The 15,021-nt window shown below is 49.8% G+C and carries 12 protein-coding genes; all 12 read left to right on the top strand.

Annotation, left to right across the window (positions count from 1 at the left end; all coding sequences use genetic code 11):
* Window positions 1-40 precede the first annotated feature (40 nt).
* The 12 genes from GRF59_RS16595 to sigE all read left to right on the top strand — a co-directional run bounded on the left by GRF59_RS16595 (window position 41) and on the right by sigE (window position 15,006).
* Window positions 41-1,528, top strand: a complete 1,488-nt coding sequence (locus tag GRF59_RS16595; RefSeq protein ID WP_160498807.1) for a UDP-N-acetylmuramoyl-L-alanyl-D-glutamate--2,6-diaminopimelate ligase — start codon at window positions 41-43, stop codon at window positions 1,526-1,528.
* Window positions 1,528-2,931: a UDP-N-acetylmuramoyl-tripeptide--D-alanyl-D-alanine ligase gene (locus tag GRF59_RS16590; RefSeq protein ID WP_341480106.1), complete on the top strand. Its 1,404-nt coding sequence runs from the start codon at window positions 1,528-1,530 to the stop codon at window positions 2,929-2,931. Before GRF59_RS16595 ends, GRF59_RS16590 begins: the two co-directional genes overlap by 1 nt.
* Window positions 2,932-2,952: 21 nt before the next feature.
* Window positions 2,953-3,918 (top strand): phospho-N-acetylmuramoyl-pentapeptide-transferase, encoded by a 966-nt coding sequence (mraY, locus tag GRF59_RS16585; RefSeq protein WP_160498805.1) that lies wholly within the window; start codon window positions 2,953-2,955, stop codon window positions 3,916-3,918.
* Between the two features lie 3 nt (window positions 3,919-3,921).
* A complete protein-coding gene (gene murD, locus GRF59_RS16580; RefSeq protein WP_160498804.1) occupies window positions 3,922-5,343 on the top strand; it encodes a UDP-N-acetylmuramoyl-L-alanine--D-glutamate ligase in 1,422 nt (473 codons plus the stop codon).
* Window positions 5,344-5,391: 48 nt separating this feature from the next.
* Window positions 5,392-6,489 carry a stage V sporulation protein E gene (gene spoVE, locus GRF59_RS16575; protein ID WP_160498803.1) on the top strand — a complete coding sequence of 366 codons (1,098 nt, stop codon included), beginning with the start codon at window positions 5,392-5,394 and terminating at the stop codon, window positions 6,487-6,489.
* 5 nt (window positions 6,490-6,494) lie between these two features.
* Window positions 6,495-7,604 carry an undecaprenyldiphospho-muramoylpentapeptide beta-N-acetylglucosaminyltransferase gene (gene murG, locus GRF59_RS16570; protein ID WP_160498802.1) on the top strand — a complete coding sequence of 370 codons (1,110 nt, stop codon included), beginning with the start codon at window positions 6,495-6,497 and terminating at the stop codon, window positions 7,602-7,604.
* A 392-nt stretch (window positions 7,605-7,996) separates the two neighbouring features.
* Window positions 7,997-9,307 (top strand): UDP-N-acetylglucosamine 1-carboxyvinyltransferase, encoded by a 1,311-nt coding sequence (gene murA, locus GRF59_RS16565; protein WP_202128708.1) that lies wholly within the window; start codon window positions 7,997-7,999, stop codon window positions 9,305-9,307.
* 58 nt (window positions 9,308-9,365) lie between these two features.
* Complete coding sequence (locus GRF59_RS16560) at window positions 9,366-10,136, top strand: cell division protein FtsQ/DivIB (protein WP_160498800.1); 771 nt, start codon at window positions 9,366-9,368, stop codon at window positions 10,134-10,136.
* Between the two features lie 273 nt (window positions 10,137-10,409).
* Window positions 10,410-11,687 carry a cell division protein FtsA gene (gene ftsA, locus GRF59_RS16555; protein WP_160498799.1) on the top strand — a complete coding sequence of 426 codons (1,278 nt, stop codon included), beginning with the start codon at window positions 10,410-10,412 and terminating at the stop codon, window positions 11,685-11,687.
* 62 nt (window positions 11,688-11,749) lie between these two features.
* Window positions 11,750-12,871: a cell division protein FtsZ gene (ftsZ, locus tag GRF59_RS16550; RefSeq protein WP_160498798.1), complete on the top strand. Its 1,122-nt coding sequence runs from the start codon at window positions 11,750-11,752 to the stop codon at window positions 12,869-12,871.
* Between the two features lie 264 nt (window positions 12,872-13,135).
* Complete coding sequence (gene spoIIGA, locus GRF59_RS16545) at window positions 13,136-14,113, top strand: sigma-E processing peptidase SpoIIGA (protein ID WP_160499125.1); 978 nt, start codon at window positions 13,136-13,138, stop codon at window positions 14,111-14,113.
* Between the two features lie 170 nt (window positions 14,114-14,283).
* Window positions 14,284-15,006 carry an RNA polymerase sporulation sigma factor SigE gene (gene sigE / locus GRF59_RS16540; protein ID WP_127601666.1) on the top strand — a complete coding sequence of 241 codons (723 nt, stop codon included), beginning with the start codon at window positions 14,284-14,286 and terminating at the stop codon, window positions 15,004-15,006.
* The last annotated feature ends 15 nt before the right edge of the window (window positions 15,007-15,021 follow it).

The raw sequence follows: 15,021 nt of genomic DNA, 5'->3' as shown, positions 1-15,021 counted from the left end.
AGCGGCGTATGATAATAGAATTAGAGCGAGGGATTATGTTATGAAATTGAACGAACTGGCTTCAACACTAACCATTGCACAAATCACAGGGAGCGGGGATATCACCATTACCGGTCTTCAGACCGACTCGCGAAAGGTTGCTCCGGGTGACCTCTTTATCTGCTTGCCGGGGCATACCGTGGACGGCCATGATTACGCCGCTCAGGCAGCAGATCAAGGTGCTGCTGCGCTCGTTGTCGAGCGTCAGCTTAATATTGATCTGCCGCAAGTGATTGTCAAAGACAGCCGTTATGCGATGGCAGTCATGGCAGATGCGTTTTTTGGATCCCCTAGCACACACATGAAAATGATCGGGGTGACCGGAACCAACGGAAAAACGACCACGACATATTTAATTGAAAAAATGATGAATGATCATGGAGTGAACACGGGCTTGATTGGCACGATCCAAATGCGCTATGGAGGACGTACTTTCCCGATGTCCGGAACGACGCCGGAAGCCTTGGAACTGCAGCGTTCTCTGGATGATATGTCCGCAAATGGCGTGCAATGCTGCGTGATGGAGGTTTCATCCCATGCTCTGGAGCAAGGTCGTGTCAAGGGAACGGATTTCCGCACGGCGATTTTTACGAACCTGACCCAGGATCATCTGGATTACCACAAGACCATGGAAGATTACAAAGCGGCGAAGGGACTTTTCTTTTCTCGCTTGGGAAACAAGTTCGCTCACCAGAGAAATCAGCGGAAATATGCCGTGCTTAATGCGGATGATGAGGCAACCGAATATTTCGCCAAGATGACCGCAGCCGAGGTGATTACATACGGTTTGGCTCATAATGCGGATGTTCGCGCATCGGAAATATCCATTACCGCCCAAGGTACGCATTTCCATGTGGACACCTTCCTGGGCAGCACCGATATCCAGTTGAGTATGGTCGGTAAATTCAACGTGTATAATGCGCTCGCGGCAATTACGGCAGGACTGCTGGAAGGTCTGGAGCTGGAGAGCATCAAGAAGAGCCTGGAGTCAGTTCCTGGAGTGGACGGACGCGTTGAATCCGTGAACGAAGGCCAGCCGTTTGCAGTTATTGTGGATTATGCCCATACGCCGGACGGCCTTGAGAACGTACTTAAGACCGTGAAGGAGTTCGCTAAGGGCCGCGTTATCACCGTATTCGGCTGCGGCGGAGATCGTGACCGTACGAAACGTCCAATCATGGGCAAGCTTGCAGCGAAATATAGTGATGTGGTCATGGTCACCTCCGATAATCCACGCACCGAAAATCCCGATCTCATCCTGAAAGATATTGAAGCGGGACTTCTTGAAGATTCGGTACCGCAGGAAAAGTATCAACTCATCGTGGACCGGCGCGAGGCTATACAAAAGGCTATTGAAATGGCAAGCCCAGACGATGTAGTATTGATTGCGGGGAAAGGTCATGAGACCTATCAAATCCTCGGCCATACAAAACATGATTTTGATGACCGGGTAGTTGCCAAAGAAGCGATAAGGGGTATGAACAAGTGATTACGAAAAAGCTGGGCGAAGTTGCGGTCATGTGCGGGGGAACCCTAACGCATGACCATGATTGTGATATACAGGTAAAAGGTGTCTTTACGGATTCACGTAAGCTGGTCGGCGGCAGATTATTTGTACCGCTTGTCGGAGAGAAATTCGACGGCCATGCCTTTGCTGCTGCAGCGCTTGATGGCGGTGCGAGCGGGGTACTATGGCAGCGAGATCGTGGTATTCCACCGGAAGGGCCTGTCATTGTCGTGGAAGATACGCTTGCCGCGCTTCAGACATTGTCCAAGGCATATCTGGCCGATGTTGGCTGCCGCGTAGTCGGCATCACAGGCAGCAACGGCAAGACCACAACCAAGGATATGATCTATGCGCTTCTGGAGACTTCCTTCAAGGTACATAAAACCGGAGGAAATTTTAATAATCATATCGGTCTTCCGCTTACGATTCTGGAGATGCCGGCTGATACGGAAATCGCCGTGCTGGAGATGGGCATGAGTGGACGCCATGAGATCGAGAGTCTATCGGCCATCGCCAATCCGGAAGTGGCCGTTATCACGAACATTGGCGAAGCCCATCTGCTGCAGCTTGGTTCCAGACATGAAATCGCCCGTGCGAAGCTGGAGATCATCAGTGGAATGAAACCGGGCGGACTTCTGATTTACCACGGTGATGAGCCGCTGCTTCCGCTGGTGCTCAGCGAAACGGAGACGGTGAAGCCTGAAGGGCTTAAGACCTTTACCTTCGGCATGGATCAGGATAAAAACGATGATTACCCGACAGGTATGATGTTCCACGGCAAAGGGATTATTTTTACTTCTCATCTCCATGCTGAGGAAGGGCTCGAACTGCCGCTCCTTGGCCAGCATAATGTCATTAACTGCTTGGCTGCACTGGCCGTGGCGGATTATTTCGGCGTGAGTGGCGGCAAGATTCGTGAGGGGATATCCGGTCTGCAATTAACCGGCATGCGTATTGAACAAATAGTAGCTCCGAGCGGGCTTACCGTCCTTAACGATGCATACAACGCAAGTCCGCTGTCCATGAAAGCAGCGATTGACGCCTTGGACAGCCTAAAGGGCTACCGTCACAAAATTGCCGTGCTCGGGGACATGCTGGAGCTTGGGCCCAATGAGCTCGAGTTTCATGCGGAAGTTGGAGAATATGCTGCGAGTGGCAAAGTGGATATGCTCTATACCTACGGCTCGCTCTCCGCAGAGACGGCAAAAGCCGCTCAGCTGGAGCGTCCGGAGCTCCCTGTGTATCATTTTTCCGATAAAGGGGAACTCGCTTCCCACCTCACCGGTCAGGTGCATCCGAAGGATATTGTACTGATTAAAGCTTCGCGTGGTATGAAAATGGAAGAATTAGTGGATGCTCTTGTCAAGGAAGACTTACACAACTAAACATACGAGGGGGGTGAATCCATGGATTATCAACTGCTTCTACTAACGATAGGTGTTTCTTTTATTCTGGCTGTTATTGCTGCTCCGCTTCTGATTCCTCTATTGAGGCGCATGAAATTTGGACAGCAGGTCCGCGACGACGGCCCGCAAAGCCATCTGAAAAAAGCCGGCACGCCAACGATGGGCGGCGTAGTTATCATTTTGGCGTTTACATTGTCGTTCTTAAAGTTTTCAGTCATTAATACGGATTTTTATGTTTTGCTTGTAGCGACACTGGGCTTCGGTCTCATCGGGTTTCTCGATGATTATATCAAAATCGTATTTAAACGCTCGCTTGGGCTAACAGCCCGCCAGAAGCTATTTGGACAGCTGCTTTTTTCAGCCATCATGTGTATTTTGCTGATCCAAAACGGACACAGCACAGCGATTCACGTTCCGGGAACCTCGTGGTCTTTTGATTGGGGAGGCTGGTTCTACTATCCGTTTATCGTCATCATGATGCTGGCGATCAGTAATGCGGTTAATTTTACCGATGGTCTTGACGGACTGCTGTCGGGTGTCAGCGCTATTGCGTTTGCGGCTTTTGCTCTCGTTGCGATGCAGGCTACGTCGTTATCCGCAGCCGTGTGTGCTGCTGCCATGATCGGAGCGGTGCTTGGTTTTCTTGTGTTTAATGCACACCCGGCCAAGGTATTCATGGGCGATACGGGGTCTCTGGGCATTGGCGGCGCTATCGGCGCTATCGCGATTGTAACCAAAAGCGAACTGCTCTTCATCATTATCGGCGGCGTGTTTGTCATCGAAATGCTGTCCGTTGTGCTTCAGGTGGCGTCTTTCAAAACCAGAGGCAAGCGGATATTTAAAATGAGTCCGATTCACCATCACTTTGAATTGTCCGGCTGGTCGGAATGGCGTGTTGTCATCACATTCTGGGCTGTGGGCATTATTCTTGCAGGCATTGGACTTTACTTGAACAAGGGGTTGTAGAAGATGAAGCATCCAGAGTCTTACAGGGGTCAGGAAGTTATCGTGCTGGGTTTGGCCAAAAGCGGTGTACAAGTAGCCAAAGTTATGCATAGCTACGGTGCAGTTGTAACGGTAAACGATCAGAAAGACAGAGATCAATGCCCCGAAGCCGGGGAACTGGAGTCGCTGGGCATCACCGTCATTTGTGGCGGTCATCCGGAGAATCTGGTTCATCCCGGTATTTCTCTGCTTGTCAAAAATCCGGGTATTCCGTATAAGGTTCAGCCTATACAAAAAGCGCTGGAACTTGGCATTGAAGTCGTAACCGAGGTTGAGGTTGCCTATCATATCTGCAGTGCCCCCATTATTGGGATTACGGGCTCCAATGGCAAGACGACAACGACGACATGGGTAGGCCAAATGCTGGAGGAAGCCGGGATGCGTCCCATCGTGGCCGGAAATATCGGGACTCCGCTTTGCGAAGCTGCCCAGAATGCCGATGCCAGCAATTGGATGGTCACGGAGCTGAGCAGCTTTCAGCTGAAAGGGACCGAGGAATTCAGACCCCGTATCGGTTGTTTGCTGAACGTGGCGGAAACGCATCTGGATTATCATGGAGGCATGGAAGATTACGTTTCTTCCAAAGCCAAAATGTTTGCGAACATGGGAGAAGGAGATACCGCAGTCCTCAATTGGGATGATTCGACCTGCCGCGAGCTGGTTCCTTATATCAAGGCCAAGCTGTTGCCTTTTTCGACAAACGAAGAATTGGCGGAAGGCGTTTATGTCAGCCCCCCTTATGTTGCGGATACAGAGGATAACCTTCCTCGAAAAATCGTGTATCGTGACGAGCAAGGCCGGGTTACGGATATCATCCCTGTGAGGGAAGTCGGTATTCCAGGTCGCTTTAACATCGCAAATGCGGCTGCCGCCTGCGCTATTTCGATTGCTGCCGGCGCGCCTGCTGTTCGTTTGAGCGGCCCATTGTCCTCCTTCCGCGGCGTGGAACATCGTTTGGAATACGTGATGGATCTTCACGGCGTCGCTTATTACAACAATTCCAAAGCTACCAATTCCAAAGCAACCACCATGGCATTGACTTCCTTCCATCAGCCGATCGTATTGATTGCCGGGGGGCTTGACCGCGGTTCGGATTATATGGAACTGCTCCCGGTGCTGTCCGAACGCGTCAAGGCTGTTGTGGCGTTGGGTCAGACCGCGCAAAAAATTGCCAAGGTCTCGGAACTGGCGGGATTAAAGCATATTGTCGTCGTCGATAATGAAGAGGACGCCGCCGACACGCTCCGCGCAGCCGTTAAACAGGCCGCGGCCGCAGCTGGGCCGGGAGATATCGTGCTTCTTTCTCCGGCCTGTGCGAGCTGGGACATGTTTACCTCATATGAGGAGCGTGGACGCATTTTTAAAGAGGCGGTGCATAATCTTTAAGTAGGGGGGTGGATAAGCCCCTACTTTTTTGCAAAAGGTGGCCTCTTCATGAACAAGACACGCCCGGCGCCGGATCTGTGGCTCTTCCTCTGCATCTTGGGCTTGCTCACGATCGGCATGGTGATGGTATACAGCGCAGGCTCTGTACTGGCCTTTCACGATTATGGTGACTCTTTTTATTTCGTTAAACGCCAGCTGCTCTTTGCCGTATTAGGGCTCGTAGCTATGTTCTTCACGGCAAACATTGATTTTCGCGTGTGGAAAAAATATGCAAAACTTGGCTTGATCGTCTGTTTCGTGCTGCTTGTCATCGTATTGATTCCGGGAGTCGGGGTTGTACGCGGCGGCGCGCGAAGTTGGCTCGGCATCAGTTCCTTCGGTATTCAGCCCTCCGAGTTTATGAAGCTCGGTATGATCCTGTTCCTCTCCAAATGGCTCAGCAGCGAAGAATGGGATATCACTTCTTTCGGAAAAGGACTACTACCTCCTCTTGGTCTGATGGGACTGGCTTTCGGGTTGATCATGCTCCAACCGGACCTGGGAACGGGTACCGTAATGATGGGAGCAGCCATGATGATTATTTTCACAGCAGGAGCACGCCTGAGACATCTGGGTTTACTCGGACTAGCCGGAGCCGCCGGGTTTGTCGGACTCATTATTGCAGCACCATACCGCCTTAAAAGAATTACCGCTTTTCTTGATCCATGGTCTGATCCGCTCGGGGCAGGCTATCAAATTATACAATCTCTATATGCCATCGGCCCGGGAGGGCTGGGCGGTTTGGGACTTGGCATGAGCCGTCAAAAGTACAGCTACGTTCCGGAGCCGCAAACGGACTTTATATTTTCGATTCTGGCCGAAGAGCTTGGTTTCATCGGCGGGCTAATCGTGCTGCTGCTATTTCTGATTCTGGTGTGGCGGGGCATGCGCGTAGCCATGACGATTCCTGACCGTTTCGGCAGCTTGCTGGCGGTAGGCATCGTCGGCATGGTGGCCGTTCAGGTTGTTATTAACATCGGTGTTGTAATCGGACTTATGCCGGTGACGGGCATTACATTGCCGCTGATCAGTTATGGCGGTTCGTCACTTACGCTGATGTTGACGGCTCTGGGCATTTTACTTAATTTATCACGTTATGCGAGGTGATCGGCATGCGCGTCGTTCTAACAGGCGGGGGTACCGGGGGACATATTTACCCGGCCGTCGCTGTTGCGAGGCAGTGTGAAGCAGAAGATTCAGATTCTACTTTTTTATATATTGGCGGTACAAGAGGTTTGGAGAGCAAGTTGGTGCCCCAGGAACAAATTCCTTTTCAATCGATTGACATTACGGGCTTTCGCCGCAAGTTGTCTACAGACAATATTAAGACGGTCATTCGTTTTCTAAAGGGCGTTAAGACGTCCAAACGTATGCTCGCCGAGTTCAAACCGGATGTCGTCATCGGTACGGGCGGTTACGTTTGCGGTCCTGTCGTATATGCAGCTGCCAAGCTGGGCATTCCGTGCATTATCCATGAGCAGAATGCCATTCCGGGTCTGACCAATAAGTTTCTCAGTCGATATGTCAGCACCGTGGCCGTGAGCTTTGAAGGCTCGGAGGGCTCGTTTCCCAAAGCCAAAAGGGTCATATACACGGGGAATCCGCGCGCAACAACCGTGCAATCGGCCAACCGGGAACGCGGCTTCGCGACACTCGGCATACCCATGAACAGCTCGGTCGTGCTCGTAGTCGGCGGAAGCCGCGGGGCAAAGGCCATCAATGATGCCATGATTGCAATGGCCCCGCAGCTCGAGCAGATGAAGCATATTCATTTTGTATATGTAACGGGCGAAAATTATTTTGAGAAGACGCGGGAGGAAATCCGCAGCAAATTGGGCAGTATGCCTAATCATTTGCATGTGCTTCCGTATATTCATAACATGCCGGAAGTGCTGGCGGCGACATCCTTAATCGTGAACCGGGCGGGAGCATCCTTCCTGGCTGAAATCACATCACTGGGTATTCCTTCCATTCTCATTCCGTCTCCGAACGTAACCAATAACCATCAGGAGGCCAATGCGAGACAGCTGGAGAAGGCAGGAGCTGCCAAAGTCATTCTGGAAAAGGATTTGACAGGAAAACGTCTCTATCAGTCTATTGAAGACATCATGGGGGATCTCCGTGTGCAGCAGGGAATGTCCGAGCAATCCCGCAGTCTGGGCAAACCCGATTCCGCCAATCTGATTGTTGATGAAATGCGCCGTCTGACGAAGGTCCGTTGAAAGGGCTGGGCGATTGTCACACACCGGGTATGCATGACATAAGATACTCTATAATCGTGACAATCACCATGGAATGACGGCCCTTTGGATGAAGACATTAAGTTACAGCTTGAACCTCATTTGGCGAGGGGAGCTGCTTTAGCGGACGCTCTTACGGTTAAAGGATGAATACGGTCGTTTTTGACCGGGCCGCTTGCCGCGAAAAACTGTATCCATGATTGCCGAAGCCCCTGGTCTGATGTGTCACGCAATAATAAGTCCGCTGACATTGTACTGGATTCACACCGGTCAAACGACAGCAGAGGACGTTCTCATTCCAATGCATTTCCGTATTAAGCAACTTGAAGCACTAAACGGGCATTACGGCTTGTGTCTGTGTGGGAATGCGGAGGATGAGGGGTAAACTCGGAGGTGATACATTGGACAAATTGGTGATTGAGGGTGGCAAATCCCTATCAGGAACCATACGTATCCATGGAGCAAAAAATGCAGCATTGCCTATTCTGGCAGCGAGCTTGCTGGCCGCAGGCAAAGTTCAGCTGAGCAATGTCCCCCGTCTTCTGGATATTGAAGTGATGCTGGACATCCTGGATCGGATCGGCTGCCAGGCTTTGCATGATCAGGAGACGGTTGTTGTGGATACGTCGTCCGCCAATTCGTTTCATGTACCGGAAGACTTAATGAAGCAAATGCGCTCCTCTATTTTTTTGATGGGGCCTCTGCTTGCGAGGTTCGGAGAGGTTGCTGTTTATCAGCCTGGAGGCTGTGCTATCGGCGAACGTAAAATCGACCTTCATCTTCGGGGACTTAAGGCGCTGGGCGCTGAAATTGAAGAGCTGGATCAGCAAATTATTTGCAGGGCAGACAAACTGAAGGGAGCCGACATCCATCTTGATTTTCCGAGCGTAGGAGCTACCGAGAATATCATGATGGCGGCAGCCACGGCAGAAGGTACAACCACTTTAACCAACGCGGCCAGGGAACCGGAAATTCAGGATTTGCAGAACTTCCTGAATGCCATGGGGGCAAGCATTATCGGCGCGGGAACGGATACTATTACAATCCAGGGCGTAAGTCAGCTTTCACCGTGTTCGTACACCATAATTCCTGACCGGATCGTGGCAGGTACCGTTATGATTGCGGCTGCGGCAACCCGCGGCAATGTCACGCTGACACACTGCAATCCGGCGCATTTATCATCCTTGATCCACGTCCTCAAGCGGGCCGGTGTTCAAATTAGCATCTGCAATGATATAATGAATGTAAGCTGCATGAGCCGACCCAAAGCCGTCGAGCGTATCGTAACATCGCCTTACCCGTCGTTTCCAACCGATTTGCAGTCCCAGGTCATGGTGCTGCTATCATTGGCGGATGGTTTCAGTGTCATGAAAGAGACCGTCTTCGAGGGCAGGTTCAAGCATGTGGATGAATTGACCCGAATGGGTGCGGATATCTCCATCGATTTGAACTGCGCATTTATCCGTGGAGTACAGCGTTTATATGGTGCTACGGTTGAAGCAACCGACCTTCGGGCAGGTGCCGCCCTGGTGATCGCCGGACTGGCTGCCCAAGGAAAGACCATCGTAGAACAAGTGCATCACATTGACAGAGGATATGAACATATTGAACAGCTCTTTCAAAAGCTTGGAGCTGAGATTCACCGGTTTTCACCGGTGCCGAAATCACTAGATTTAGCTAATTAACGCCAGGCTTATCCCCTCTGCAAAGAGGGGATAAGAGGTATTTTGTGGAGAGAATCTTATGCCAAAAGCTCAAATTCCCGTTTTAAAAGAGAACAAGCCCAAGAGAAGAGCCAGCCGGAGAATCATTGCTATTCTACTGCTGTTGTTTGTTGCGATCCTGGTCATCCTGTTCTTTCGCTCTCCGGTAAGCCAGGTAACGGAAATCCAGTTTACAGGAGGCACATTTTCCTCAAGGGAGCAGCTTTTGCAGGCCAGCGGTTTGAAGGCGGGGACCCAGTATTTTGGCGTATCACCGTCTAAGGTTGAAAATCAGCTGTTACAGATCAAATCAATACAAAAAGCTGTGGTGGACAAGCATTTTCCCGGTAAGATCAACGTCACGATTCAAGAGTATCCTACGGTTGCTTACGAGCTCGGTGCAGAGGGCAGTCTTGATGCCATTCTCGCGAACGGAACGAAGGTTTCCGTGAATAGCAGCGGCATTGCCGTAGAGAAGCCGATCCTTACAAAATGGAGCGCATCGGATCCGAACAAAGTGGAGCTATGCAAGGTGCTTGGAACCATTCCGAATGAGCTCACATCAGACATTTCGGAAATCATTCCATCGCCGACGGCTTCCTTTCCAGACCGGATCAAGCTGTACACAAGATCCCGTTTTATCGTCATCACCGCGATATCGCTTTTGAGTGACAAGGTGGAGTATTTGAATCAAGTCATCGAGACGGCCCAGCCGGGAACGATCACGATGCTCGAAGCCGATACGTATACGCCTTTTCAGCCCTCTGGGGGTGAAGACGCGGACCAAAATGCTACTACTCACGGCAATTAAAAAATGCTACAATTGATTTTATGGGTTATCCATATAAAATGAACTAAAATTTGTTTGTCGATTTGCCGATAAACGGTATCGTAATGAGAAAAGCAGCAGTTCATTCTATTTTGAAACTCCCTCTTTTTTCTTCTGGTTTTTACCCTGTAATACTAAATGTTGCCAGTCGAAAAATTTGTAGAAAAAAGAGGGAAAGAATCTTCTATGTTGAATATGTAGAATTGAGTGTTTTATCATGTGGAAAGATATTTTATAAAACAGGAGGTGCCACGGTTGAGCAACAATGACATCATTGTTAGTTTGGACATCGGTACATCCAAAGTTCGTGCTATTATTGGGGAAGTGAATAATGGAACCTTTAATATTATTGGAGTTGGATCTGCCGACTCGGAAGGAATTCGCAAAGGTGCAATTGTAGATATTGACCAGACTGTACAATCCATCCGTAGTGCCGTTGATCATGCGGAACGTATGGTCGGTATTCAAATATCGGAGGTTTATGTCGGCATTTCGGGGAATCATATCGGACTTCAATCCAGCCACGGCGTTGTGGCAGTATCGAACGAGGATCGGGAAATTGGTGAAGAAGACATTGAACGTGTGCTTAAGGCCGCAGAGGTTGTAGCGCTTCCGCCTGACCGGGAAATCATTGATGTAGTTGCAAAACAATACGTAGTAGATGGGCTGGAGGGAATTCAAGATCCGCGCGGCATGATAGGCGTCCGTCTGGAAGTGGAAGCCATCATCATTACCGGCGCTAAGACCGCTATACATAATCTTTTGCGCTGTGTTGAGAAATCAGGTCTTAAAATCAAAGATTTGGTTCTCATGTCCTTGGGGGCTGGGCAGCTTGCCTTGTCTAAGGACGAGAAAACAATGGGCTCAGTACTCGTTGATATTGGTGCTGGCTCAACGACAATTGCAATCTTCGAAGGCGGAACCATGGTTTCGACTTCAACCCTGCCTATCGGCGGTGAATTTGTTACCAATGACATCGCATATGGACTGCGGACGCTTACAGATCAGGCTGAGAAGGTCAAACTGAAGTATGGCTGCGCCCTCATGGCAGATGCCGCTCCGGATGTGACTTTCAAGGTTGTCCGCATAGGCAGTAACGTGGAAAAGGAATTTACCCAGGAGGATTTGGCTGCCATTGTAGAGCCACGGGTACAGGAAATTTTCCATTTGATTCGCGAAGAAGTGAAGCGTCTTGGTTACGCTGAGCTTCCAGGGGGTTATATACTTACTGGTGGCACTGTATCCATGCCGGGAGTTTTGCAGGTTGCTCAGGGTGAACTCGCAGCATCCGTCAGAATTGCCGTACCGGATTATATCGGTGTCAGAGACCCTGGTTATACCAGCGGTGTGGGCATTTTGCACAATGTGATCCGCAGTATCCGGGTGCGCAGCGGCAGCAGCGCTAACGTGAGCAATGCGGGCAACAAAAAAACAGTGAACCGCCCTAAAGCGAGTCCTGCTTCGAATCCGGAGGCTGCCCAGAAACCGGGCTTTATTGATCGATTGAAAAATATATTCAGTGATTTCATATAAGCAGGTTCCATATGAATTAGTGGACGGGCCATCCATGCACAATGAGGGGGAGATGGGAAAATATGTTGGAATTTGATTTTGAAATGGAGAGCTTGGCGCAGATTAAAGTAATAGGTGTAGGCGGCGGCGGAAGCAATGCTGTCAACCGTATGATTGAAAATGGCGTTCAAGGTGTGGAATTCATTACCGTGAATACAGACGCCCAAGCTTTGCATATGGCCAAATCGGAACATAAACTGCAAATTGGGGATAAATTGACCCGTGGTCTCGGTGCCGGAGCCAACCCTGAAGTGGGCAAAAAGGCGGCTGAAGAGTCGCGTGATCTGATCATGAATACCCTCAAAGGTGCTGATATGGTGTTTGTTACCGCAGGGATGGGCGGCGGAACCGGTACGGGAGCCGCTGCGGTAATCGCGGAAATCGCCAAAGAATGCGGTGCTTTGACCGTGGGCGTCGTTACTCGCCCGTTTACCTTTGAAGGACGCAAGCGTTCCACTCAGGCCGAGCTGGGGATCGAAAGTCTTAAAGAAAAAGTCGATACACTTATTGTTATTCCGAATGACCGGCTATTAGAAATCGTAGACAAAAAAACACCGATGCTTGAAGCGTTCCGCGAAGTCGACAACGTGCTTCGTCAAGCCGTGCAAGGCATTTCCGACTTGATCAAGGTGCCGGGTCTCATCAACCTTGACTTTGCGGACGTAAAAACCATTATGACGGAACGTGGTTCGGCCTTGATGGGGATCGGTATGGCTACAGGCGAGAACCGTGCGGCAGAAGCTGCACGCAAAGCCATCATGAGCCCGCTGCTGGAGACTTCCATTGAAGGTGCACGAGGCATAATCATGAACATAACAGGCGGAACGAATTTGTCCCTCTATGAAGTCAACGAGGCGGCAGAAATCATTACAGAGGCATCCGACCCGGAAGTCAACATGATCTTCGGTGCGATCATCGAAGAAAGCATGAAGGATGAAATCAAAGTAACGGTTATTGCTACAGGATTTGAACATCGCGGCGCTCCTAGCGCAGCTGCACGCAAGCCGGGTGCTGCTCCGGCAGAACCGGCAGACAACCGCAGCAGCAATACGAATAACCTTCGTCCGTTCGGCAATCAAGCCAGCAGCGATCAACTGGATATTCCGACATTCCTGCGGAATCGTTCGCGTCAGAACAAAGACTAGGTATTGAATACAACACGAATATACAGAAGAAGACCCGCATTCCTTTCGGAATAAGCGGGTCTTTTCTTCGTTAACTTAATCTCCTCTAAAACCCTACGGAACTCGACAAAAAAAGTTGAAGTATCTCCCCCAATTTTAGACAGACTTTGGATCATGATCTTTTTATACTAAATACATCTCCCAAGTAATCAGGCAAATGTCTCAAGTTATTATGTATAGCAAACGTTCCGAAAGATTCCACGACATGACAGGCAGGTGATGAAGCTGGTTGTTTATATTGATCTGATATTCATCACCAATCTGTTGATAGACGGCGCGCTTCTGTGGCTAACGGCCTGGATAAGGAAGCAAAGGCTGAGATGGTGGCGAATTACGGTCTCGGCTGCGGTAGGTGCGTTATATGTTGTCATGATGTTCCTGCCTGAGCTTTCTTTTATGTATACCTTTATCGTTAAATTTGCGTTATCCCTGCTGATGCTCTGGATTGCTTTTGGTTTTGGAAGTCTGCAGAATTACATCCGGAACATGGGGGCTTTTTATATGATCAACTTCGCAGCTGCCGGGGGAATTATCGGAATTCATTATTTGCTTCAAAATACGGGAGAGATTTTTAACGGGATATGGTATACAGCTTCGGGAGGACTCTCGTTTGAGCTGAAAATCGGGTTTTGGTTTACTTTTATTATGTGTTTTGTTGTATTGCTGTGGTTCAAATTTGTTTATTCCACGCGCCGCAAGTTGGAGAGTAGGCAAGAGTATATGGGAGAGGTGGACGTCGAAATTGCAGGATATCACATTAGCTGTACAGGTCTTTTGGATACCGGGAATCAGCTCTCCGATCCGCTCACAAGAACGCCTGTCATGGTGATGGAGGCATCCCTCTGGACGGAGAAGCTTCCTGCAACCTGGCTGGAGCGGCTATCCGAGGGAGAACCGGACAAACTGGTGCTTGAGCTTGATGAAACCGATTTTGAGTGGCGTGACAGGCTGCGGCTTGTTCCTTACCGGGGAGTCAACCGGGGGTCGGCATTTATGCTGGCGATAAAGCCTGATGCCGTGGAAATCCGTATTGGCGATCAGACAAGCCGTGCAGTAAAAGTTCTGATAGGGCTTGACGGAGGGAAACTTTGTGGAGACGGATCTTACCAGGCCATTATACATCCGGACCTAGTACAGGAGCCGGGCAGCGTTACAACAAGCGTGAAAGCGTCGGTAGCCCCTTCCTCTACGATTAGCTCCTAGTGGGATGAGTGGAAGCGACAATAGAAAAATGCTTATGAAGCTAATGCTTACGAAGTCAGTTTCACTTCGTGAAACTAAGTCAATGCTTACGAAGTCAAATTTCCCTTCGGAAAATATGCTTATGCTTACGAAGTCAGTTTCACTTCGTGAAACTTTTAGGAGGACGACAAATGCTAGTTAAATGGCGATTGATAGCGCAGCTGCAATATTACCGATTCCTTTTTCTGCTGGGGTTGAAGAGTGAAGAAATCTACTATATCGGCGGTAGCGAGGCGCTCCCTCCACCGCTGACGCGCGAGGAAGAGGAGTACTTGCTGCAGCGGCTCTCCACGGGAGATGCGGCGATCAGATCCATGCTGATTGAACGCAATCTGCGCCTGGTCGTCTACATTGCCCGCAAGTTCGAGAACACAGGCATCAATATCGAGGATCTCGTTTCCATTGGAGCGATTGGTTTGATTAAAGCGGTGAATACATTTGATCCTGAGAAAAAAATTAAACTTGCCACTTATGCCTCTCGTTGTATTGAAAATGAGATTCTGATGTATTTACGTCGCAACAGCAAAATCCGAAGCGAAGTCTCTTTTGATGAACCTCTGAACATTGACTGGGACGGGAATGAGCTTCTTCTCTCCGACGTGCTTGGAACTGAGAACGATACCATTTATCGTAACATCGAGGAGCAGGTTGACCGCAAACTGCTTCACAAAGCCTTGGAAAAGCTGACGGACCGGGAGCGCACGATCATGGAACTGCGTTTTGGACTTCAGGACGGCGAGGAGAAAACGCAAAAGGACGTCGCTGACATGCTTGGTATTTCTCAATCCTATATCTCGAGACTTGAAAAAAGAATTATTAAGAGACTCCGCAAGGAGTTTAACAAGATGGTGTAGCAATTTTTTTCGAAG

This window comes from Paenibacillus dendrobii (assembly GCF_009807035.1).
Taxonomy (GTDB): Bacteria; Bacillota; Bacilli; order Paenibacillales; family Paenibacillaceae; genus Paenibacillus_AQ; species Paenibacillus_AQ dendrobii.
The sequence above is the reverse complement of the archived record's forward strand: the minus strand, read 5'-3'. Positions and strand labels throughout refer to the sequence as shown.